The sequence below is a fragment of the Clostridium hydrogenum genome (assembly GCF_021432385.1).
In the GTDB taxonomy this organism is placed as follows: domain Bacteria; phylum Bacillota; class Clostridia; order Clostridiales; family Clostridiaceae; genus Clostridium_S; species Clostridium_S hydrogenum.
Map to the genome: position 1 here is coordinate 42,224 of NZ_JAEACT010000004.1, position 24,428 is coordinate 66,651.

Annotated in this window: 23 protein-coding genes; 2 read left to right on the forward strand and 21 right to left on the reverse strand. The window is 32.4% G+C overall.

Annotation, left to right across the window (positions count from 1 at the left end):
• Positions 1-62 precede the first annotated feature (62 nt).
• The 5 genes from rsmA to CUEA01_RS18635 form a co-directional block, all read right to left on the reverse strand.
• On the reverse strand, positions 63-899 hold the full coding sequence (gene rsmA / locus CUEA01_RS18615; protein WP_234123427.1) for a 16S rRNA (adenine(1518)-N(6)/adenine(1519)-N(6))-dimethyltransferase RsmA: 837 nt from the start codon (positions 897-899) through the stop codon (positions 63-65).
• A gap of 2 nt (positions 900-901) precedes the next feature.
• A complete protein-coding gene (gene rnmV / locus CUEA01_RS18620) occupies positions 902-1,444 on the reverse strand; it encodes a ribonuclease M5 (protein ID WP_234123428.1) in 543 nt (180 codons plus the stop codon).
• 80 nt (positions 1,445-1,524) lie between these two features.
• Positions 1,525-2,592 carry a G5 and 3D domain-containing protein gene (locus CUEA01_RS18625; RefSeq protein WP_234123429.1) on the reverse strand — a complete coding sequence of 356 codons (1,068 nt, stop codon included), beginning with the start codon at positions 2,590-2,592 and terminating at the stop codon, positions 1,525-1,527.
• Between the two features lie 278 nt (positions 2,593-2,870).
• On the reverse strand, positions 2,871-3,632 hold the full coding sequence (locus tag CUEA01_RS18630; RefSeq protein WP_234123430.1) for a TatD family hydrolase: 762 nt from the start codon (positions 3,630-3,632) through the stop codon (positions 2,871-2,873).
• 253 nt (positions 3,633-3,885) lie between these two features.
• The gene (locus CUEA01_RS18635) at positions 3,886-4,260 is read right to left on the reverse strand and encodes a desulfoferrodoxin (RefSeq protein ID WP_234123431.1); all 375 of its coding nucleotides are present in this window, start codon (positions 4,258-4,260) and stop codon (positions 3,886-3,888) included.
• Between the two features lie 196 nt (positions 4,261-4,456).
• Between CUEA01_RS18635 and CUEA01_RS18640 the strand changes: the two genes are divergently transcribed.
• Positions 4,457-4,648 carry a hypothetical protein gene (locus CUEA01_RS18640; protein WP_234123432.1) on the forward strand — a complete coding sequence of 64 codons (192 nt, stop codon included), beginning with the start codon at positions 4,457-4,459 and terminating at the stop codon, positions 4,646-4,648.
• A gap of 214 nt (positions 4,649-4,862) precedes the next feature.
• Here CUEA01_RS18640 and CUEA01_RS18645 read toward each other — a convergent pair whose 3' ends face one another.
• Together CUEA01_RS18645 and CUEA01_RS18650 are read right to left on the reverse strand one after the other, a co-directional pair.
• Positions 4,863-6,962 carry an RNA degradosome polyphosphate kinase gene (locus CUEA01_RS18645; protein WP_234124741.1) on the reverse strand — a complete coding sequence of 700 codons (2,100 nt, stop codon included), beginning with the start codon at positions 6,960-6,962 and terminating at the stop codon, positions 4,863-4,865.
• A 34-nt stretch (positions 6,963-6,996) separates the two neighbouring features.
• A complete protein-coding gene (locus CUEA01_RS18650; RefSeq protein ID WP_234123433.1) occupies positions 6,997-8,514 on the reverse strand; it encodes a Ppx/GppA phosphatase family protein in 1,518 nt (505 codons plus the stop codon).
• A 132-nt stretch (positions 8,515-8,646) separates the two neighbouring features.
• On the opposite strand from CUEA01_RS18650, the gene ppx reads away from it, so the two are divergent.
• Positions 8,647-10,146, forward strand: coding sequence for an exopolyphosphatase (gene ppx, locus CUEA01_RS18655; protein WP_234123434.1), 1,500 nt, complete (start codon positions 8,647-8,649; stop codon positions 10,144-10,146).
• 200 nt (positions 10,147-10,346) lie between these two features.
• Here ppx and CUEA01_RS18660 read toward each other — a convergent pair whose 3' ends face one another.
• From CUEA01_RS18660 to CUEA01_RS18725, 14 genes are all read right to left on the reverse strand, one after another.
• Positions 10,347-10,772, reverse strand: coding sequence for a hypothetical protein (locus CUEA01_RS18660; RefSeq protein ID WP_234123435.1), 426 nt, complete (start codon positions 10,770-10,772; stop codon positions 10,347-10,349).
• Between the two features lie 211 nt (positions 10,773-10,983).
• Complete coding sequence (locus CUEA01_RS18665) at positions 10,984-11,985, reverse strand: GH25 family lysozyme (protein ID WP_234123436.1); 1,002 nt, start codon at positions 11,983-11,985, stop codon at positions 10,984-10,986.
• A 23-nt stretch (positions 11,986-12,008) separates the two neighbouring features.
• On the reverse strand, positions 12,009-12,356 hold the full coding sequence (locus CUEA01_RS18670; RefSeq protein WP_234123437.1) for a hypothetical protein: 348 nt from the start codon (positions 12,354-12,356) through the stop codon (positions 12,009-12,011).
• Between the two features lie 425 nt (positions 12,357-12,781).
• Complete coding sequence (locus tag CUEA01_RS18675; RefSeq protein ID WP_234123438.1) at positions 12,782-13,231, reverse strand: putative ABC transporter permease; 450 nt, start codon at positions 13,229-13,231, stop codon at positions 12,782-12,784.
• Positions 13,232-13,495: 264 nt separating this feature from the next.
• Positions 13,496-15,163 carry a hypothetical protein gene (locus tag CUEA01_RS18680; protein WP_234123439.1) on the reverse strand — a complete coding sequence of 556 codons (1,668 nt, stop codon included), beginning with the start codon at positions 15,161-15,163 and terminating at the stop codon, positions 13,496-13,498.
• A gap of 144 nt (positions 15,164-15,307) precedes the next feature.
• A complete protein-coding gene (locus CUEA01_RS18685; protein WP_234123440.1) occupies positions 15,308-15,949 on the reverse strand; it encodes a YmfQ family protein in 642 nt (213 codons plus the stop codon).
• Between the two features lie 3 nt (positions 15,950-15,952).
• Positions 15,953-18,142, reverse strand: a complete 2,190-nt coding sequence (locus tag CUEA01_RS18690; protein WP_234123441.1) for a pyocin knob domain-containing protein — start codon at positions 18,140-18,142, stop codon at positions 15,953-15,955.
• Between the two features lie 4 nt (positions 18,143-18,146).
• On the reverse strand, positions 18,147-19,205 hold the full coding sequence (locus CUEA01_RS18695) for a baseplate J/gp47 family protein (RefSeq protein ID WP_234123442.1): 1,059 nt from the start codon (positions 19,203-19,205) through the stop codon (positions 18,147-18,149).
• A complete protein-coding gene (locus CUEA01_RS18700) occupies positions 19,198-19,611 on the reverse strand; it encodes a DUF2634 domain-containing protein (protein ID WP_234123443.1) in 414 nt (137 codons plus the stop codon). The genes CUEA01_RS18695 and CUEA01_RS18700 overlap by 8 nt, the downstream gene beginning before the upstream one ends.
• Positions 19,608-19,925, reverse strand: a complete 318-nt coding sequence (locus tag CUEA01_RS18705) for a DUF2577 family protein (protein ID WP_234123444.1) — start codon at positions 19,923-19,925, stop codon at positions 19,608-19,610. The genes CUEA01_RS18700 and CUEA01_RS18705 overlap by 4 nt, the downstream gene beginning before the upstream one ends.
• A 4-nt stretch (positions 19,926-19,929) precedes the next feature.
• Positions 19,930-20,913 (reverse strand): XkdQ/YqbQ family protein, encoded by a 984-nt coding sequence (locus CUEA01_RS18710; RefSeq protein ID WP_234123445.1) that lies wholly within the window; start codon positions 20,911-20,913, stop codon positions 19,930-19,932.
• On the reverse strand, positions 20,910-21,560 hold the full coding sequence (locus CUEA01_RS18715; RefSeq protein WP_234123446.1) for a LysM peptidoglycan-binding domain-containing protein: 651 nt from the start codon (positions 21,558-21,560) through the stop codon (positions 20,910-20,912). The genes CUEA01_RS18710 and CUEA01_RS18715 overlap by 4 nt, the downstream gene beginning before the upstream one ends.
• Before the next feature lie 11 nt (positions 21,561-21,571).
• Positions 21,572-23,692: a phage tail tape measure protein gene (locus CUEA01_RS18720; protein ID WP_234123447.1), complete on the reverse strand. Its 2,121-nt coding sequence runs from the start codon at positions 23,690-23,692 to the stop codon at positions 21,572-21,574.
• 288 nt (positions 23,693-23,980) lie between these two features.
• Complete coding sequence (locus CUEA01_RS18725) at positions 23,981-24,400, reverse strand: phage tail assembly chaperone (RefSeq protein ID WP_234123448.1); 420 nt, start codon at positions 24,398-24,400, stop codon at positions 23,981-23,983.
• Positions 24,401-24,428: the final 28 nt, after the last annotated feature.

Consider the following 24,428-nt stretch of genomic DNA (forward strand, 5'->3'; position numbering starts at 1 on the left):
TTTATACATTAATAATATATGAAGGGCTATAATAAAAAATGCACAATTAAAAATTTAAAGTTTTACAGTTCTTTATGTATTTCATCAGCCAATCTTGCAAATTCCTCTATTGAGAGAGTCTCTCCTCTTCTTTTAGGATCAACCTCCGCTCTTTCAAAGACACTTATCATATTATCACTGGAAATTCCTAGTTGTTTCATTGCATTCCATAGAGTTTTTCTTCTCATATTAAATGCATCTCTTACAACTCTAAAAAACAATTTTGTATCATGTACTTTTACTCTAGGATTTTCAAGCTTATCTAATTTTATAACAGTAGAATCAACTTTCGGTTGTGGTACAAAACATGAAGGTTTAACAACCCTCACAATACTCGTATTACAATAATATTGTACAAGTATTGAAAGTGCTCCATATTCTTTGCAGTTTGGAGCTGCATTTATTCTATCTGCAACTTCTTTTTGAATCATTACAGTAAGTGACTTAAAATTATACTCGCCATTTAAAAGCTTTGAAATTATAGGCGTTGTTACGTAATATGGCAAATTCGCTACAAGCTTAACTGATTTTTCATTTCCTATTATCTCATTAAAATCTAGTTTAAGTGCATCAGAATTTATAATTCTAAAATTTGATACTTCTCCTATTTCCTCTTGTATTATAGGTAACAGTGTTGAGTCTATTTCAATTGCGCAGACGTACTTCGCTTTTTCTATTAATTTCTTTGTTAATGTTCCTACCCCTGGTCCTATTTCTATTACAAAATCTTCTTTAGATATTTCTGCACTATTGACTATATCTTCTAATACACTGGAATCCGTCAAGAAATTTTGCCCAAGACTTTTTGAAAATTTAAATCCATGCTTCTTAACAACATCTAACGTGTTTAACTTTTCCATATTTAAATCTCCTTATTAGCTTTATCTACAGCTTTTGTAAGTTCTTCTTTTGATATATCAAAATTATTTAACCTTGACAAAAATTGATTTCCATTTGCATAGCCAATTCCAAGTTCTCTCCCAACAAAATCTCTTCTTGCCCTAGCCTTTTCATCAGCTATAAGTTTAAAAAACATCATATCCTCTATAGTAAATACTTCTCTTTTTTCCTGAAGCTCACACTTAGCTTTTAATAGTGCTTTTAATATTACTTCCGGTGCGGCATTTTCAACACCAATGTCGCCATCCTTTATTCCATCTTTTTGTGATATTCTAGCATGCTTAACACCACTAACCCTTTTAGTTATTATTTTTCTTATCTTTTCTCCTGCAAAATCAGGATCAGTAAAAATAATTACGCCTTTTCTTTTTTGCGCTTCTTTTATTTTTTCAATTACTTTAGAATTTATACCAAATCCGCCTACGGCAATTACTTCTGCTTCAACTGCTCTTTTTACCGCAGACACATCATCTCTTCCCTCAACAACAACTACTTCTTTTATCATTTTTTACTCCTTATATAAACTAATAATCTATTCATTTTTTATAAATATAAAAAAATTAGGAGCATTAAAAGCTCCTAGTTTTATTTTAGTATATACACTTTAATATCTTTTACTCCCCAGTTATAACAATCGCTTTCGCTTGAAAAAAATAAATCTACTCTATTTCCTTTTATAGCTCCACCTGTATCTTCTGCAATACCATAACCATACCCTGGGATATAAAGTCGTGTACCTAAAGGAATAACCCTAGGATCTACAGCCACTGAGCTGTAACCATCAACACTCCTTTTTACCCTTGTTCCTGAAGCTGTTATTCCAAAACCAAAGTCATTAGTATATGCAGTTGCGACTACGCCAACACTGCTTTTATATAAGACTTTTCCGCCTCTATCTGGTTTTAAAACACCTAATGTGCCTACCCTTACTATTTGCTTTATTGGCAATTTGGATAATACCTCAGATATAATATTTTTTGATACTGCTTTACCGTCTTCATATACTATTTTTGTTTCTGTCTCTTTTACACCAGCTTGCCCTTGCTGGATAATATTTTTTTCATCATTGCCCATAGTGTTATCTGTTATAACTTCTGTTGCAAAACCAACATCTTCACTACTTTTCACAATTTGTGAATTAACTCTTGTAATCAATATTTTCATGCCACTTTTTATTTTTGAAGATTTAGCTGGTTTTATTTTATCAATTTTGCTTAAAGTGATACCTTCCGCTTTTAACATACTTGCTATATTATTTTCTGCGGATTTAATCTTAAGCAACTTTCCATCGACTGCAATGTTAACATTTACAGCCTTTTTGATGTATATTTTATCTCCGTCTTTTATTTCTGTGCTTAAACTTGGTTGAACCTTGTCTTTTGGCCCTACTAGTATGTTATTGTGTGCTAAGGCGTCTTTTTCAATACTTCTATAGGTAACAATCTTCATTACTTTGTTGTCAACCCTAACTACTATAGTTTTCCTAGTAGAAAAAACTGCAGTTACAGCAACTAACAAAATTACTACTATAAAAGCGATACATGATTTTAATGCCTTAGGTCCATTTGAAAAGTAATCTCTAAGGTTTTGATTAACTTTGTCTTTAAATAATTTAACCAAAGCTTGGATATTACCCTTCATCTTTTCTAACATAGTAATACCTCCCCCCAAAGGCAAAAGTCTTTAACATTATAAACCTATCTAAAGGAAAATGTCAAATTTAATGCCATAAAAAAATTTAATAACCGATAAAATGCACAATATGCATATAAGATAAAAAATGTATAATAGCGTTTATTTTAATAATCGGTATTCAATTTTTAGGGGTTCTTATAACTATTATATGACAACCATTTAATCATTAGAAGTTAAAAATAATTTATCATTTAACAAGTTTAAAAAAATAATCATGTTCACATTTTACCTCATATTTATATTTTTAGCAAGTCTTTAGCATTTTGAATAGTTTGTTCACTTACATTTATTGGTAAAATACTCTTTATATCTGCTATTTTCTCAATTACATATTCAATATATTCTGATCTATTTCTTTTTCCCCTATTTGGAACTGGCGCCATATAAGGACAATCCGTTTCAACTAAAATCCTATCTAATGGAACTTCACTTGCAACTTCTACAGCTTTCTTTGCATTTTTAAAAGTTACAACACCTGTAAATCCAATATAGTATCCAAGCTTTAAACACTCTTTTGCAAATTCAACACTTCCAGAAAAACAGTGAACAACGCCCTTAACTTCTGGAAAACTTCTCATTATTTCCAAAGTGTCACCATGTGCATCTCTATCATGTATAACAACAGGTAGATTAAGTTCCTTTGCAAGCTCCATTTGTCTAATAAAAGCCTTCTTTTGCACTTCCCTTGGTGGATTTTCCTCATAATAATAATCAAGTCCTATTTCACCAATAGCCCTTACTTTATTGTTTTTGCTTAATTCTTTTAATTCATTTATAACTTTTTCATCAACTTTATCTGCAAATTCAGGATGCAAACCAACTGCCGCATAAAAAAAGTCATATTTTTCTGAGAGACGAACAGAGTTTCTTGCTCCTTGCAAAGATGCACCACAATTCAAAACTCCAATAATTCCGTTTTCTTTAAGCTCACTAATTACTTTTTCTCTATCTTCATCAAATTGTTCATCATCATAATGCGCGTGAGAATCAAATATCATCTTTATACCCCATCCCTTTATTCAGAGTACAGATGACAGAGTACAGAGTACAACGAATGATGATTTTTATCCGCAAGCGTAGAAAAATCTAAAAACTTATTTTTTATTGCTTACGCAGTCGCGTTATGCACGGTTATCAGCTAAGCTGATAACATTTAAGTTCAAGATTTACATAAGCAGCGCGAAAGGTAAATCATCCTTCACTGTACTCTGTACTCTGTACTTTGTACTCTGCTTTTCAAATTCTGGTTTATTATTTTTTCCAAAGTCCATGCAAATTACAGTATTCTCTAGCATATAAAACTTCTTCATCAACTTTAAAAATTGCTTCTGGTTTTTCTCCAACTTTTAAATATTTTCTATAAACCTTATCTTCAGTATGGATTTCTACCCATTCAATGTGATGCTCTGGTATCATAGGGTGTTCTACTTCTCCTATTTTCACCAAAACGCCGTTTTCAATTTTTTCAATAACAGGGACATGTTTTTCAACAGCAGCCTCAACACTATTTTCTGAGACTAAGATCATAGGTTTTCCACAACATACAAGAGTTCCTCCTGCCTTGTGCACAACTTCAACAATATTTCCACAAATAGGACATTTGTAAATTTGTCTAACTTCTGTCATATAAAATCACTCCCAAATATTTATTTGTAATAAATTATATCATTTTTGCATGAATTTTTCATCTAAAAACAAAATTCCCTAAAAATTTTTAGATTATTATTTTACATGCAAGAAATAATAAAAATGAAGCTTTGATTTTATATAATATTTTACCCAAAAATCTATAAATAATTTTATCATGAAGGGAGTAATTTAAATGAAAACCAAAGATAAGACTGCTTACGCACCCAATAAAAGAGATTACTTCGAGCAAAAACCAAAAGTAATAAAATCTTACTCCAAATATGATTGCACAAAGCTTCCAGACCCAGTAAGAGATCCAATAGTTAGTAATAATATTTCAAGCATGGAATTTGACTACACTTACAACCGAGACGATGACCTTTAAAAAACAGAGTACAGAGTACAGATGACAGAGTACAATGAAGGTTGATTTTCCTCCTTACGTCAGAAAAATCTTAAAACTTAAGCATTATAAGCTACTCTCTGCACCACAAGTGGTGCAATTGAGCACTTAATAAAAAAATAAGTTTTAAGATTTTCCGTAGCAAAGCGGAAGAAAATCCTCCTTCACTGTACTTTGTACTCCGTACTCTGTTTTTTCACATTTTTATTGGTTTAAATTCTTTTCTTTTACCGCTTTTTTTAACTTTTTTAACGAATTTTCTTGATTTTTCTTCAAATATTTTTTGACTACTAACTTTTAAATCTATTTTAGCTTCAACCCTTGAATATGTTCCATCCATATTTAATTTTCTAGCTTTTACATTATCATTTAAATATACATTTAACTGCTCTTTTATTCTTTCTTTTAACTTATCATCTTCAACTGGAAATAAAACTTCAACTCTTCTATCTAAATTTCTGTTCATTAAATCCGCACTAGATAAATAAATAGCTTCTTCCTCACCATCATTAAAGTAAAATACTCTGCTGTGTTCGAGAAATCTGCCAACTACGCTAATTACATTTATATTTTCGCTGACACCTTTCACTTGAGGTTTTAAGCAGCATATTCCTCTTACAATCAAATCTATCTTTACACCTGCTTCTGATGCATCATATAATCTTTCAATTATTTCTTTGTCAACTAAAGAATTTACTTTGGCAATGATATGTGCTTTTTTGCCATTTTGTGCACTTTCAATTTGCTTTTTTATTAGTGCTACAAATTTTTTTCTTAAATTTACTGGTGCTATGTAAAGTTTATTTAATTCTCCTATTTGAGAAAAACCTGAAAGCATATTAAAAATAGCTGATACATCCGCCGCAATTAAATTATTAGATGTAAATAAGCCTAAATCGGTGTAAAAATTAGCTGTTACATCATTATAATTTCCAGTTGCCAAATGGACATATCTCTTAATCCCCTCTTTTTCATTTCTAACTATTAATAAAAGCTTTCCGTGAACCTTGAGTCCAAGAAGTCCATATATTACATGGCAACCTGCTTTTTCAAGCTTTTTAGCCCATACAATATTGTTCTCCTCATCAAATCTGGCCTTTAATTCTACAAGCACCGTAACCTGTTTTCCATTTTCAGCCGCTTCCATAAGTGCTTTTACTATTGGAGAATTACCACTTACCCTATACAAAGTTTGCTTAATAGCAAGAACTTTTGGATCTTTTGCCGCAATTTTAACTAATTCTACAACATGATCAAAGGATTGGTATGGATGAAACGCAAGCACATCTTGCTTTGATATAACTTCAAACATATCCTTATCCTTTCCATAAAACTCAGGGATAGGTTGAGAATCAAATTTTTCATATTTTAAATCATCATAGCCCTTACTACCAGCTAATTTATTGAAAAATGTTAAATCAATTGGTCCATCTATATAGTATATATCTGCATCATCTGCTTCCATTTCATCTTTTAGTATGTTTATCAGCTCAGCATTTATATCCTTTTCTACTTCAATTCTAATAACTTCTCCCCATTTTCTCCTTTTTACAGATTGCTCTATAGTTTCAAGTAAATCCTCTGCACCCTCTTCATCTATGGAAAGATCTGCATTTCTCGTTATTCTGTATGAACTCATGCTTATAATTTTGTGGCCTTTAAATAAATCCTGTGCAAACATTTTTATTACATCCTCAAGTAAGATGCAATTCATCTGCTTTCCTTCAGATGGCATTTCAATGATTCTCCCTATTACTGAAGGAACTTGCACTGTTCCAAACATAGGCGCCTCATCCTTTCCCTCTATAAATAAAGCAATGTTTAAGCTTTTATTAAGTATAAGGGGAAAGGGTCTACTGCTATCCATAACCATAGGCGTGAGAACTGGAAAGACAGTGTTATAGTAATACTTCGTAATGTATTCTCTTTGATTTGTATTTAATTCATCAGCTTTCATTATATGTATTCTTTGTTTTTTTAGTTCTTCCAAAAGCTTCATATAACATTTATACTGGTCCTCTATCATTTTATGTACTCTTTGCCTTATTAACTCAAGCTGATATTGAGCAGTAAAACCTGCAATATCTGGCATAGTAAAACCTGCATTAACCTGCTCCACTATTGACGCTACTCTTATCATAAAAAATTCATCTAAATTTGAGCTCGCAATAGCACAAAATTTTAATCTTTCAAAAACAGGATTATTGTCATCCACTGCCTCTTCTAAAACTCTATTATTAAATTCAAGCCAGCTTAACTCTCTATTTATAAAATTTTCACAATTCCATTTTCCCATAGTATCACCTTTTTCCTTATCTTTAGCCAATAATTTATCTAATTATAGGTTTTGCTCCCATAACCTCTTCAAAAAAACTTGCATTTTTATTAAAACTCCATTTTTCAAGAGTACAATCACTTTGCGAAAAAATATCAAAATATGCTTCACTTTCACAAAGTTCAATATTCAATTCCTTTATTTTACCCTTTTGAGATATATCTAAACTTTCTGCTAGCTTTAATATAGCCGATAATTTAGAAACTACTATTTTATCCTCATAACTCAAATTTACATAATTCCACTCATTAAAGGAAGGGATTAATTCTTCATGGTACATAACTACATTTGCTAATATGGCTCTTTCCCTATCTGAAAAGCCTATTATTTGCTCATAATTAATAATGTCGTAGCTGTAAATGAAGTGTCTATTTACATTTACATAATTTCCCGCATCATGTAGCGTTGCTGCTACCTCTAAAAACAATCTTTCCCTATTACAAAGGGTATGAATTTCCAAAGTACTATCAAAAATTTTTAGTGCTAATTTTTTTATTCTTCTTGCATGTGCCATGTCTATTCCATATTTTTTTCCAATAACCCATACAGAATTTATTATGTCACCTTTAAAAGTATTTTGCCCAATTTTTTTCAACTTCTTATGGGAAAGATCTATAAGCATACCATCTCTTAAACTTGAACCCAGGACATATATCCCCTTTGCCCTAGTTAACTTTAAAAACTGAGATAAAATAACCACATTAGGCAGAAGAACTTTAGCTTGACGAAGTGGAATTTCATATTTATCAGCTAAATTTCCAACTGTCATCTTTTTTACTTCAGCATAAAAAGAGTTCATCCACGCCTTGTCAATAAAACAGCCTTCCTTATGCAGCTTAAGTATAAACTTTAATTCTCCACCTAAAACCACAAAATTGTCTATTTTTAAATTTATTAGGTAGCTTTTCAAATTTATTATCTTACTATTTACGTATTCCTCTAAAACATTTCCAAAATCAAGGTTGTCCTTTTCTATTTCTGAAAAGGTCTCCCCTATTCTTAAAGCACCCATATCAAGATAATTTGTAGCCTTAAGCTTTCCATTTTCAAAAATATAAAATTCAATTCCTCCAGAGCCTATATTTAAAACCGCAGTTCCACTATTAAATGCAGCATTTTCCTTACTTAATTTGCTTTTTATAGCTTTTAGCATAAAGAATCTTTCTTCAGCGTTATTTATAATTTTAACCTTTAGCCCAGTTTTCATTCTTATTTGCTCTATTATGTATTCCTTATTCTCAGCATCACGAATCCCGCTTGTGCAAATGGCTAAATAGGACTTTACTCCATAATCATTCATAACATTAACAAAGCCCTTCAAAATATCACAAGTACTTCTTACAGATTCTGCCTTTATTCTTTTAAAATTAAAAGTATCTCTACCTATACTAGTATTTTTCTGAAGATTATCAATTATATTTATATTTCCATTTGGGCTTATGCCCGCTATAGTCATTCTTATAAAATTTGCACCAATATCTATCGCTGCAACATTTTCATTTGTCTCTTGCATAAAACAACTCCCTTTTTAATTGTAATTATATCATAAACACCTTATTTTTTGTGTTAAAAAAGCTTAATATAAATGCAAAATTAAAAATTTATGATATAATAATAAAAATATTTATTTAAAAGAGGTGATACTTTGAAAAACATTGGAGTAATAGATATTGGATCAAATTCTGTACGACTTCTATTAGCAGAAATAACTGCTTATGATTCCTTTAAAATAATAACTGAATTAAAAGAATATGTACGTCTAGGTGAAGGCTTTGATGATAATCAAAATTTAACTGAGGAAAAAATAAGCGATACTATACAAGTTTTAAATATGTATAAAAACTTTTGCAATAGCTTTGAGGGAACAGAAATTATTGCAACTGCTACTGAGGCCGTTAGAAAGGCAAAAAATCAAAGCTATTTTTTAGATAAAATTAAGTCTAGTACTGGAATAGAAATAAAGGTTTTATCTGGAGAAAAAGAAGCTTATTATGATTACTTTGCTTCAATAAATTCTTTAAATATTGTTGATGGACTTATAATGGATATAGGTGGTGCCAGCACAGAATTAATTTGGGTTGAGAACAGAAACTTAAAGGAGTGCATAAGCCTACCTTTTGGAGCCATTACTTTAACTAACAAATTTAATCTTCAAAATGCAATTACCCCTGACCAGGAAAAAGACTTAAAAAACTTTTTTGTACAAAGCTTTTCTGCTATACCTTGGCTTAAAGAGGTTAAAGCAAGTGCCCTAGTTGGTATAGGTGGAAGTATAAGAAACATAGCTAAAATCAGCAAAAAACGAAATAATTATCCTTTAGACTTAATTCACAATTATTCAATAGCTGCTGAAGAAGTTTCATCAATATATAATAATGTAAGAACTAAATCAACGGAACAGAGAAAAAAGATAAAAGGTTTGTCAAAAGATAGAGCTGATATATTCTTAGGTGCTGTTTCAGCTGTAGATACATTAATGGATATATGCAAAATAAAAAAACTTATAATAAGTAGAAATGGACTTCGTGAGGGAGTTCTCTTCAGCACCTTATACAAAGATAAAAAACTAGATGACCTTTTAAGTCATTCACTAAATAATATTTTAACCAATAATAGTGTAAATCTTAAACACAGCCTTCATATATATAAACTTACAAAATCTCTATTTATGCAATTAAAACCACTGCATAGACTTGATGATTACCTTATTAATGTAGTTAAAACCGCTGCTATACTTCACGATATAGGCAACAATATCTCCTATTATTATCATTATAAACATTCTTCTTATGTTATCCTTAATTCTACTATTTATGGTATAACACCACAAGAATGTATAATGAGTGCTTTTGCTGCTTCATATCACAGAAGTGACAATTTACCATCAAGCTTTGATAATTTTAAACCTTTATTAGATAAACTTGATATATATTCAATTAAAGTAGTTGGAATTTTAATTAGAATAGCTGAAAATTTAGATAAGGATCTTTCAGGTTCAATTGAAGATGTAAACTGCACAATAGAAGATGATTTAATTATAATAAAGGCAATTTCAAAACATCCCCAAGATTTTTTAATAAAACAGGCACAGGGAGTTTCTGATTCCTTTAAAGAGCTTTTTGGTAAAAAACTTTATATTGTTTAATTGCATTAAACTACTGTAAATGCGAAATAAGTATATTGCAGGATGATTTAAATAAAATTGTATAAATCTTAGATAAAAAACTTTAAAAGCCTTAGATGCTTCAATTGTCTGAGCTTCTTTTGCGAGTTATTGAAGCTTCTTAGGGTTTTAAAGTTTTTCATCTTAGATTTATTAATTTTATTTAATATCCTGTAATATACTTATTTTGCATGGCCTAAGTCATTTACTGCATTTTTAATTGCTGCATCTATAAGCGCTTTCTTATTATCATCTACATCTATCTTTAATTCACTGAGAACATTTAATACTACTGTTTCTGCAGTTTTAGCTCTCTCGTCTTTTGTAATATCTCCCGCGTGATAAAGCTGTTCAGCATCCCCAACTGCTATTTTCGCCCACTTTTCTACTATTTCAAGTATATTTAATGCTGGGTTACTTGGCAAAACTGCTGTTGCCGCATCAATTAGCTTTCCTGCCGTATTTACAGCTGTTTGTGCATTATCTAAGGCTTTTCCAGCGTCCACTCCCTTTTTCTTTAAAAGTGGAAATATAAAAAGTAATGTTGCAAGAACACCTGCTGTAACTGCTAAAATAATTATTATTGTTATTAATTGTGCTGTTGTCATTTAATACCCCTCCTATTTTATTCAATTCACAATGCACAGTTCACAATTCACAATGAAGGTTGATTTTTATCCGCTCGCGGATAAAAATCTTAAAATAATAAGTTGTAAGATTTTCTGTAGCAAAGCGGAAGAAAATCCTCCTTCACTGTGAATTGTGCATCGTGAATTGTGAATTGATTACCTATTATATTAATGAAGAAACTCTTTAAATTTAATATTTAAACATGCATCTCCAGGTTTCTTTTCCGACTATACCATCTACTGCAAGTTTTTCACCATGTGCCTTATTAACACCGCTTTGAAAATTTTTAACTGCTTCAGCGGTTCCATTTCCAAATATTCCATCAATAGAAGCTCCAACTCTCCACTGTATCCACCTTGTGGCATATTCATACTTTGGATAATTAATGCCTACTACTGGATAACTCCTTATTTGGCTTATAGCTGCAAGGGTTTTAGGTCCTGCAATACCATCTTGCGTAAGTCCCATGATGCCTTGAAATTTTTTAACTGCCGCCACCGTCTTAGGTCCATTAATTCCATCTACAACTAAAGCCGCATTTATTAGTGAATTTAATTGATTTTGAAGTTCTTTCACAGAATTTGAAGCAACTGCTGTTGAAGTAGTTACAGTAGCGCCTCCTTTATTAGACACCCTGTAAAAGTCATCTCCACTTTGATTTAAATCTACTTGTCCGCTTACACCACTTACTCTGCCACTTTCAGAATACTGCCATATAGCATACCTTCCCCAAATAGGAACCTTCGGACTTGAAACTCCATAGTTTGCTATCCACAGCGGATACTTTGTAATAGAAGAATTCAAATAGCTATTGATATAATTAGGATTACAATAAATAACTGCTGGTGCTATTGTTGCTGCAATATTCAAAAATGCCAAACATGCTTCTGTCATGTCTCCTGCTGCTTCTTGCTGTTCAAAATCCAAACAAACAAAGTCAACATTTGATGGACAATTCTGCTTAAAGAAATTAGCCTCGTTTATAGCTTTATCTTTAGTTCTAAATCTTGCAAAATGATATGCACCTGCAATTAAACCTGCTTTTTTCGTATTTGCTACATTTGTGCTGCCATATCTATCAACAAAGGTTGTTCCTTCTGTAATCTTGGAAATTACGAAGCCATAGCCTGAATTTTTTACGCTGTTTATATCTACACTTCCATTTAAATTACTTATATCTATTCCCTTCATTAAAAGCACCTCCTAAAATTATTTTATTTATTGGGACACTTATATGTTCTATCATCTATTAAAGAAATTCTCCTTTGATTTTCTACAGCTATTTCAAGTATTGTATCAAGCTTACTTAAAGTTTCCTTTTGATCCTTATCATTACATAGTAAAACCTTATTAAGCTGTTTTGTATTTTCTGAATAACTTGTAATTAAACCATCAATTTTATCACAAAGCTTGTCTATCCTATTATTCTGCTGACTGCTTTCTGAAGTACTCACCCTTGTAGAAAATTTGAACAAAAGAATAACAAAAACCAATAAAATAAACAAAGTAGCTCCTGCTATTCCGAGTTGTAAATATAAATTTGCCGCAGTTTCATTTATCATAAAACATCCCCTTTCTTATTTTGTTGTTTTTAGAAATATTGATAACTTTAAAAAGAAAATTTTGTGGTTAATGTAAACCCTAAAAAAGCAGAGTACAGATGACGGAGTACAGAGTACAGTGAAGGATAATTTACCTTTCGCTTCTCTCAGGTAAATCTTAAACTTAATGTTGTCGGCTTCGCCGAACACCATATATTGCGCGATTGCGCAGCAATAAAGAAAATAATTTTTGAGATTTTTCTACGCTCGCGTAGAAAAATCATCCTTCATTGTGAATCGTGCATCGTGAACTGTGAATTGAGAAAATTCATATTTCAGGGTTTAATTAGTTTTTCATATAATCAATATGCTGTTTTAAGGAAATTGCTCAAAATAAAAGCTCTAGCTGGCATTTTGCCTTCTAGAGCTTCCTTTAGTATGTTTGGCTATTTTAGTCTTATCATTTTTTTATATATTTCTAGTAAATTATATGGCTGTCCTTCTCTGTACAAGTAATAGGTGAGTATATCATCAAGCCATATTACAAGTGGCGTAATTACTAGGTACCACAAAATACAGTTTTTTAATTCTATCTGTCCTATGAAGTTAAAAGGATCATTACTATAGTCCCAAATATTTAAGTGAAGCATTAAATTTAATACTATTCCTGAAAATAGTTCAGCTAAGGTTATAAGGGTACCGCCAATTAAAATTTGTTGCCATATTTTCTTATCATAAAAGCGCGGGTGGTCATTTAAGTGACCTATTAAGACACCACATAAGCCACCGACTAAAAACATCCAAAGACTTGTATAACCCATGAGGGATAGAGGTTTTATACCTTCATAACCTACAAGTTGGTTGCCTGCTGCTCTTGCAAGTACTTCTATATCCATATAAATAGCACCAAAAACTAAGAAGTGGATTATTTTATTTTTGGGCTATGTTTTAAATAAGTGTTGATTTTCACACTTATTTAAAACATAGCCTATTTTTTAGATACTTCATACCTATTATCTCCTACGCTGTGACTGTAGTAGTGTTTGTAGTTGGGATAGTCATTCCCCAAGTTAACTCAATAAACAGCAGTTATACATTAATTAAAAAAATATCACTGTAAAACTATTTAAATTCAATATCCTATTAAAATTTATATAGCTTTAAGCTATCCCCCCACATACAAATTTCCATCCACATAATTCTCCTGGGCAATTTGAATTTGCATTATAACCGTAAAGATCTATTGTACAACCTGGGGTAAGTTGAACAGTACAATATTCCCACACATATTGAGCTGGAAAAATCCCATAACTTACACAAGCAACTTCTATGCTATTTATACGAACACTTATATAAGATATTCCCACTCCTCCATTTGAATAAATATTTAATGCAAGTGTATAACTTCCAGCCGCATTAGAATTACATTTTATAGAGGTTAAATATGTCGGTATTGTTACTCCGCTGAAAGAATAAGCACTTTCATTTACCGTAGATATAGCACATGTGTTGCCAGGTGGTATGGATGTTGCTGTACCTGTAACCCCACATATAGAAATTCCTGATTTAATATTTCCACTCGCTATATTACTATCAATCTGTGTAGCACTTGAAACTATTTCAGGATATCCTTGACCATTATTTTGTAAATATGCTCCATAAGGTATTCTGAAATATTTATTAGTTCCACTAGTTCCCACACTTATGGCATTTGTTGCACTTGAATTATTTGCCATAGTGCCAGTTAATTTAGATCCATTAACATATGCACTTTGACCATTGAGGATTTGTCCTGCTGTAGCTGTTCCATCAGAAGTATCTACTACACTAGACTTACCTGATACTCCAAATATTGATGAACCAGCTTTTATATTTTCAGTTCTTAAATTATTTTCTACAAGTTGAACTTCTTGATTACCTGCTCCATCATGATTTACTAAGTATGCACCATTTGGAATTCTAACTGCCATTTGTTGTGTGCCATTATTATTCCATACTACTGCATTTGATGCCATCTGCCCGTCAGGTCTATTTGCCATTGTGCCAGTTACTTTTGAACCACCTACATAAGCAGTTTGATTACTTAAAATTTGCCCTGCTGTAGCTGTTGCATCTGCTGTATCTACTACCGAAGATTTTCCTACTACTCCAAATATGCTAGCTCCTGATTTTATATTCCCGCTTACTAAATTAGGCTCTTGATAATTAACAACTGAATTTCCTGGAGAAGAACTTAATTCTTGTAAATACGCACCAAGTGGTATTCTATAAGCCAAAGTTGGTATCCCTGCTGTTAATTCGCCATTTACATTACTTGGAGGTGTCCATACCTGCGTATTTGAAGCTTTTTTATCCATTGGGTAGTTTGCCATAGTTCCAGTTATCGGTCCACTATTCGTTGTAGCTGTTTCTCCATTTAAAAGGTGAGCTGGTTGTGCATTTCCACCACCCCCTTTACCCTGTAATATAAAATTTCCAGTACCTGAGTCGTATGATAAATTCGCAATATATCCTCCGTGTACATCTGAAACTTGATTACCATAATAATCAAATACTTTACATGCTCCTAGACCATTTATATTTAATGTTATAGGTGCTGTTGCTCCTGCATTAAATTTTAATCTTACTTGTAAACCATCTACTAAAGCAGTTATTCCATTTATTGTGGCAGAATAAGCATTTCCACTATTTGTTGTCACTGCATAATTATCAATGGCTCTTTTCTTTAGTTCTGAATCTATAGTATCCATATTCCCATTCAAAACTGATATATCAACCGTATCAGTTCCATCTGGCTTTTTTAAAGCATAATTTGTTGTTTGCTGCATTTTATTCTCCTCCTTAATTATTGATAAATTTTTTTAACTAACAAAATCTATTTGCACCATAATGCCTATAGATATACCAGTTCAACTATTGAAATTCATGTGAACCATAATGCCTAGAAGATGGCATTTTGGTACAAATAGATTTTAAGTTTCAAGTAACTTATTTTTATCACTAAATATTTTTAAGTTATCCCAGGTATTTATTTTTACATTGTCCCAGATTTCAGGTTTATTTTTTATAAAATCCCAAACCGTATAGGTATATTTAAATTCATAACCTAAATGGGCGGGCTTTATAGTTTCTAACATCTCCTTGAAAGCCTCCAAGTTTTTTGGAATTCCTAAAACCCCAACAAATTGTACAGTGAAAGAATAACTTTCAGGATGTTCAATTATATTTACGTCACCGCCACTAAAAGCCTCGGCAGTATTTTTTATCATTTGTGTTGTGGTTGTACCTGAACCTCTAATTTTTGCTTTTATTACTTCTCTTCTATCCTCATAACTTTTATTTAAATCAGTTGGAATTCCATACTGCTTCTCCCAATAAGCAATTCCCCAAGTTGCTGTAGCTATAAAAAATTGCTCAAGTAGTTCATTGGAATTTAACTTTAAAAGGCCTATTTCATACCCAGAGGCAGCATCCCAACTTTTAAATACCTGAGACGCTCTAAGCATAGGTGTAATATACGATAGTAGGTCTGGTTTATATGGCTTAACTTCTCCCGCTGTCATCTCAAGTTCACTTGCATATTCATTTATTCCATAATGTTCCGTACCATACATAAATCACACCCCCTTGAGGTCATTCCATTTGACGCCCTTTGTCAGAACCTGTTTTTGATTTTCATAAATAGTTCCGCCCACCGCCAAATTTCCATTTATTTTCAATGCACAGCTTAACCCTACATATGGATCTACATATGAGCCATATCCAAAATGCTGTTCCCCTATAATTGCTTGTCCCAACAGCATAAAATCACTAGCAGGATGACCTTGTAAAGCTTCTGAGTTATCTACAATCCCATCTCCATCTTTATCATAGGTAGCTTTCTGCATATCACCAGTTCCTAAGTTAGTAATATCAGTTTTAAGTGCATATTTAGCGTCTGCTCCTAAGGTATCCAATCCTAACAAGTTAACCCAAGCTCCCCAAGTTGAAGACCCAACAGTATAGTTTCGTTTATATACTGTATTCAAATTATCAGGACACCACAATTGATACGGAGTGCCAACCTCAAACTCAACTATTAATGTTCCATTATAACTTGGATTTGGTGAATTTGTATTTGCTTTAACACTGTACACTCCACTCGTTTTGACAGTATTAAAATCAAGAGTAGTTGAAGAAATGGTTCTAGCCATGAAATCTGTAGCATGTTTTCCTCCAACCATATCAGCATTTCCTCCGTTTGCTGGAAGTGATGTTGGTATATCTCCTGAGGATGCTAATGACTTCCAAGATGTCCATGTTCCATTATTATTAGTTCTTACAAATATCTTTGAATTTGTATATGTGCAATACGTTTGCTTCACCCAATTTGAACTTGAAGCTTCTACTAATAAATACCCAGCAGTTGACTCCCCTGAAACGGTTGGAACATTAGAAATATTGTTTCCGTAATAAAAACCTGTTGATATGACAGTATTTGCATCAGTGCTATTTATTAAAGGAGTGAATCCGCCTAGACCATATCCGCTTGGTGCAAAATCTGTAGCAGGATGTCCTCCAACAGCATCGCTATCACTTGCCTTTGCAGTTATTGATGACGTACTCGGATCTATAGTTATAGTAGTTCCAATCTGCACAGGCTTATTCGAATCATAGTTTAAATATAGACTATCAACTGTAGTCCCATCACTGGAAGAACCTGAAATACCACGAGTTACTATAGGTCTATTTTGGGCATTCCCCAAAACTGTTAGCTGTCCTGAAATTGTGTCTCCACTTTTATCTACTTTGTTACTTACTGTATTCCAAAGTGACCTTTCTGCCGAAGTAATATGCCTGACTGCATCTGATATATGTGTATAAGCACTATTCCAGTTGTTTATCAAAACCTGAGTAATTGTTTCAAGTAAACTTAAATTGCTGTGAGTATGCTTTTTAGCATTTGCGTCATCAAAGTTAGTTTTATCTTGACTACTCAGTAATCCGCTGACAGATTCTGTTGCCAATGGAATTGAGTTTGCTGAAATAGGTATCCAAGAAGTTCCGTTGTATTTGTAAGTTATGTTGTCAGCATCTACACTTACTGTCCAACCATCTTGAGGATTCGGATAAGTTGTTGCTAAGTCTGCAAAAGTGGCAACATGTTCTTTATAATCCAAATTCGTTATGACAGCACTTATTTTATTATCCACTTCATTTTTTGTATATTTATCATTCCATACAGGAGTATTAGTTGTAATAGTATTCGAAATATTATTTTCGGAATTAGTGGCTCTCGTAATTTCCGCATTTAAATTAGTTGTTATTGTAGCTTCAGAACTTTCTGCCCTACTCGTTTCAGATGTCAAAGCATTTGATATAGTTGTCTCAGAGTTTTTTGCCCTTGTTATTTCTGAGTTCAGATTATTTGTTAATGTTGTCTCTGCATTAATCGCACGGGTTATCTCATTATTCAAAGTTTTTTGAGTATTAACAATACTATTTTGAACTTTATTTATATCATCAGCCTCCACAGTATCTCCTTGTGTTTGATAGGTTATATATACTGGCGACACCTCGGAATATATTCTAATTGTATTTTTCCAGGGTGTAAGACTCGGCGTGGATATCACAATATTTTCTACCTTAGTTCCTGTAAGCTTTGAACCAGTGTACACATTAATAGAAGGTAAGCTAACATTATCATGTTGAAGCTCACCCTCATAAACACCATTTACAAGCGCCACTTCCTCTTCTATAACATAAGTGTTATTATCAAGCTTGTTTAATTTATCTGTAAAATTATCTATATTATCTGGATATGCCATTTCATCATACCCCCAAACTTATATTTCCTGCTACTGGTATCTCCTCAGCTTGAAGAGCCACATTAACAGTATTAGAATTTAAAGTTAAAGTATTGTAATCAACAACACCCTCTGTAGTCAAAAGCATACTTCCCAGTTTTGCATAGCTTACATAAGTTGCATTAAAAGCTAAGTTACTGAGATACTTATTCACAATGGAACAAAAATCATCTTGAACCTGCTGAAGTGTGAAGCCATCTGCAAGAACTACTTTTGCAGAAATATCTATATTTAGCCCCTTAGCAGCTTCATAAGTTATATTTGCACCTATAGGACGCACCGACTCAATGTAGCTTTGAACTGAATTTAACAAATCATCCGAAGCAGGCTGCTTATTACTATCAACTATACAAACCTTCACCGTTCCATTCCCATTCCAAAGCGGAAATACTTTTGCACCACCAACGCCATCAACAGCTTCCGCCCATTGAATATAATCTGAAACATTTCCTGAACTGGAGGGCTGCTGAACCTTTGTTAAATATCTTTGTAATAAATCATCATCACTTTCTATATCGGTTCCACCTGTAGTTGAATTATAATTTACAATACTTGTAACACCTGTAACCTGTACTGGAAGCTGAACAATGGCACTGGCTGGCACATTGTATTTAATACCTACATCTACAGCTTCAATATTAACCACTACACTTACAGCTGATATTACTGCTGCCCCTACGGTTTTATATTGAAGTCCACCTACAGTTTGAACTATAGTCCCATCTGGTATTGATGTATTGGCTGAACCTGTAAAAGTCACCTGACCAGTAGAATTAGTTCCCTGTTTTCTAGTAACCCCCTGCTCTAGGCACCTATTTTCAAGCTCCTCGCTGTATCCATTTTGTGCTGCTGTTATAACAAAAGCTCTTTTTAACACATCATCCAAATTTATCTCCTGCTGTGCAAGCTCCAAAGCTATTGGTGATAAGGCATCGTGTATAAAAGAACCCTCAGCCTTATCAATATCTGAGGGTACATTATTTTTCATTCTATTTAAAATTACTGCATCATCCTCACTATACATTAACTTTCACCTCCCCATATACAGTATCTACAAGACAAGCTATATTTATTGTGCTTTCATCAATACTTGTAGAAATATCACTTATATTTTTAATGTAGGGATTTATTAAAAGAGCTTCTTTTAAATATCTTTCTATTTCACTGTTCATAAGTCCACTTGAATAGGTACTTCCTATTAAAGCTTCAATTTCACTTCCATAGTCAAAGGAATAAGCCATATATCTATATCTTTCTGTGCTTAGTGCCTTCCATATCCATATCTTAAGTGCTTCAGTTCCAGAAACCACTTGAAATTTTCCATCCTTTAAAATAAAATCCTCCTGCTCAAAATCCCAGGCATACTCCTTTAATGGCTTCAGCTCACTTGTAGTACTTAAATTTTCATAATTAATTTCTGGAAATATCATGCTTCCACCACCTTGCAAAGTATGAGAAAGCTTGAATCACTTATCTTAATAAGTGCCACGGTATCGTTATTGTTTAAATTGCTTTTAGCCGTATAAACATTTTCTGTTCCACTGACCTCAAGTGTTCTTTCATAACCTTCCTTCAGATAATCTGCCAAAAGCAAATTACTTGAAGTAAGCTGCAAATCTCCTATGGTAACCGTTAAAGGTGCAGCACTTACAATTTTTCCAAGCTCCACACTCGGGGAATTGTTAACTGCTCCTTGATTTCTTATGGTGCTAACTAAAAAACTATACGGATTTCCTATATTCACTTTATCACTCCCCTTCAGAATCCATTATATTTGTACTGTGAAGCGTTAACTGCATGGTGTGCTTGCCACTTGCAACATAAAAGGTATGTGTATCTGCATCTATATACCATACTGAATCCTTCAAGACATCAACATAAGAAATTTTTGTTTTTACTCCAAAACCTGTTATGCACTTCATATTTCCAAGTGCCTCTACAACAGTTTCAGAATCACCACCGTGAAGCATTAAATTTGCTTCCGCATTTGGATCTTTGCCCTCTTCAACTGTATAGGTATCTTGAAATACTCCAAAGGTCGTTATCCAACTAGAATTTTCCTTAGTGCCTACATAATTGTTCTTATCATCGTATATTTTCACTCTATTAACCATAGCTTCTATGTTGTCACTATAAGCTGCATTTCTCATATCTGTCTCGGGGCTTAATTCAAATTCATCAATGACTTGCCCTTTTTCTATTACTTCAAATTTAGTTCCATTTATTCTAGGAAAATATTGTTTTTGACCTCCTGAGTTATCACTTGCTTTTTTATATGCCTTCATTATTGTGTTATAAAAACTTTCCTCTTGAACTAATAAATTAACTTGGACTCCTGTTTTTTCAAGATTTCCTGCTGCTACTCCAGCATCCGTGCATATTTTTCTTGCTACATCCTCTGGGCACATATTTTGAAAATTATAGGTTCCCTTCGATTGTAAAAAATATATTAAATAATCATATGCTGTAAAACTAAGTTCCTCTGAAGAATTTAATTCTCTATCAAAAACTATACCTCTAAAAAATTCCCCAATCTCATCATCTACAAGCCATATTAAAGTCCCTGGACCTATTTGAACATGAGGTTGATTTTTATCAAATATAGAATAAGCCAGAGTACATTCTATTTTCCTTGCACACTGGCTCAAATCACCGCTCCATTCAATTGTTTTTAAATATCCTGTAATGTCTGTAACAAGCCACCTATCGTACAAGCTGTATGCATGTATCATAAATTAAGCACCTGCCCAACATAAATTTTATCCATATTTTTTATATTGTTTTTATCTGCTATTGCCTTATAATTCATGATGCTGCCAGTAAATTTCTTGGCTATACTAAAAAGTGTATCTCCATATCTTACTGTATAGGTTTTTGGAACTAGCTTTGTAACTGGTCTTGTAGTATTAATTATTTTATCTGCATCGTTAATTGAGACCTTATCATAACTATACCCAAAGGTACCAACTACTTTTTCTGCTGTATTTATTCTTCTATATTCCTTTAAATCAAGCTGAAAATCGACATCACCTGTTCCATCCTTTTCACCGTATTCAAATCTTTCAATACTACATTCCATATTTATACCTGTTTCTGAAATTATTAATCTTATTGGAATGCCACTGTCCTGCCAATTTGAAATTAAATTCACACAAGCATAAGGCTCAGGGAAATCAGTATATTGGCAAAAATAATATGCCTCACTTGGAAAAAAACTGTTTATAGATATTGTTTGCAATTTTCTTTTTCCAATAAAGCTTATTTCCCCAAAGCCTTCCACATCAAAGGTATCTGTGCTTATTTCCCTTGGAATTGAAAAATCAGCTGGAGGAACAGGAAGCCATAAACTTTCTTCATTTTGTTTTAATAAAAACTCCATAACCTACCTCCTCACATATTATACGCAGCTTCATGCAATTTTCTAGCCAAGGCATTTGCTATTCTATCTATATCTGCTTGTTCACGAACAATTATTGTTTCTGCTAATTTTGCTATTGATATTCCACCAAAGCCAGCTCCATTTGCCATGCTTCTATTTTGCTGTGCTGTTAATACTCTTTCACCTTCATGCAATTCTGCTACATAGCCATTATAAGGAACATATGACAAGCCTGTTGCATGACTTCCATCAGTTTTTCCTCCAAAGAAGCCCTTAAAAAAGTTTACAGTTGCCTTTATAGGGTGTGCTAAGAAATCTGTGAGTTCCTTCCAAATCTTTTTAATTTCATCAACCACTGCTTTTGTTTTATCTCTAATGCCGCCCCAATTATGTTTCCAGGCTTCATATAAAAGTACGCAAGCTGCCACTATAGCAGTTATTGCCAAAACAATTGGATTAGCTTGAAATAAAGCAAAAACCCCTCTAGCTGCACTTTGAATTATAGATGACGAAGATGTAACTATCTTAAGCAGCTTATTTTGTAATACTGATCCTATAGAAGTCATAGAAGCTTTAACCTTATCACTGAAATCTTTAAAGGTTTTAGACCTTTTTGCAATATCATCAATCAATTTCTTCAGCTCGCTAAATCCCTTCTTTACTTCAGGACCTATTTTAAATCCAGCCTTTGCTAATGAAGGTAGTGTCATTTTTTTTGACATAAGCTTTGAAATTTCTTTTAAAGCTTTTTCAAATGGATTTGTAACTTTTCCAAGTCTTTTAAAAGCTTGTTCAATTTTTTTAGGATTCTTTTCAATATCTTTGAGTAAATTAATTACTTTTTTAACTCCACCAGAATTTAATGAATCTATTTGTTTCTTTAAGTTGCTAAAGGCCTTAGTTTTTTCTAATTTCTTTAAAATAGGCTCTACTACTTTTATATTCTTTTTGAGTTCTGCGAAATCTTGTCCTAATTTTGCACCATCAAGGTTATTTAAAGCAGGTATGTTTAAACCAATAGATTTTGTACCCTTCTTTAAACTATCTACTATACTTTTAACCTTATTAGCATCCTCATCTGAAGCCTTCATTGATTTACTGTTTTTTACAACCTGTAATATTGTGCTTAAAGCTTCCTTAGGTGCACCTTTCATTTTTGATGATTTGCTAATTTGTGAAACTGCATCCTGCCATCCTTTATCGCCTACTTTTAAATTATCTATTCCCTTTAAGGCTTCACCTACATTACCTTTCTTTAAAGAATTGACAATTCCTACAGCATCATTGATGGACTTATCCTTGTCTGCAAGTATCTTACTAATTGGATCTAATATTTTCTGATAATTAGCTTTATCACCTGCTATTTTGGAAATATTGCTTATAATCTTTTTTAGGCCACTAGAACTTCCTCCAGCACCTTTAACAGCATCTAAAGCTTTTACTTGTTCTTGACTGCCTTGTACTTTTTTCATACCTGCTGAAGTTTTTTTGTTTGAAACTATCTTGCTAATTGGGTCTAATATCTTCTTATACTTTGCTTTGTCGCCTACTAATTTAGAAATACTTTTTACAATTTTATCTACACTAAGTGAATTATCTTCATCAGCATTTGATTTTTCTACTTCCTTGGGACTATTTTCCATTGCTTTAGAGTTTCTTGAAACCTTTGAACTTCTGTTTCCCTCTTCTGTATTTTCTAAATTACTTTTTAATTTTTTCTTCTTTTCTAATTCATTTATTTTTGAAATATTAGCTTTTACCGAATCTATACTTTTCTTAGTATTATCAACAGCATCTAAAACTATCTTATTAGGCTTTTTTGAGAATTCATTTACTTGCTTTACAGTCTCTACTAGTTTAGGTTTTGCTAAATCTTGAGCTTCTATTTTTATTGCTTTACTACTAGCTACCTGTTCTAGATTATTTCTGATTTCATTAGTTCCATCAATAACCTCTCTACTATCCGCTCTTATTTTTACTACAAAACTCATTTTTTGCTGATTTTCAATGGTTCTTATGGTTTCATTTAAAACATTTTTAAACTCATTTGTTTGATCAATAATGAGTTTTATATTTTCCATATAATCATCAGCATTAAGGGTCATATTTACCTGTAAATCATCATCCTGCATTACCTCACCTCCCTTCTAGCTTTAGACATATTAAATTGGCTATGTTTTAAATAAGTGCTGATTTTCACACTTATTTAAAACATAGCCATTAAATTAAGTCTACCTCCATAACAGGTATCTTTTTATTTTCAAGTTCACGCCATTTGTTATTTTTATCTAAAATTTCTTTTTCAACAAAGGATCTCAAAACGATTTTATCTCCCAATTTCATATTCCAATATTCCGATGGTTTACTTATCCTCTTGGTTTCAAAAAGATAATACATTAAATTAACTTCACCATCAGAATTTATGAGTTTTTTACCTCTTCAACCGCCTTTTTATCAAAACCACACAAGCTGTTTATATGGTTGTATAAATTTGTTATTTCACCCGGCTTTCCAGAAAACATTTTTTCAACAAGTTCCACTGGACTATGCACCTTGAAATGTTCCAAAAGTTGTTTATCCTTTAAATTTGGCTCTTTTACACCCTCAATAACAGTTAATACTTGAATTTTGTTTATATCAATATCGCTAAGTTCGTTGTCTACAAGACTGTAGGAGCTTTCTTGAATAGAGCTATACACACTCATAGAAAGTGCTTCTATTGTAAATATCACTTCTTCTCCTAAACTTTCACTTAAGCTTTGTATTTTAACCTTTTTAGTTGGCTTTTTTATTTTGCTTGTATCTGCCTTTAACAATAAATCCATAACATTATTATTCATTTTCATTTCCTCCTAAAAATTAAGAGCC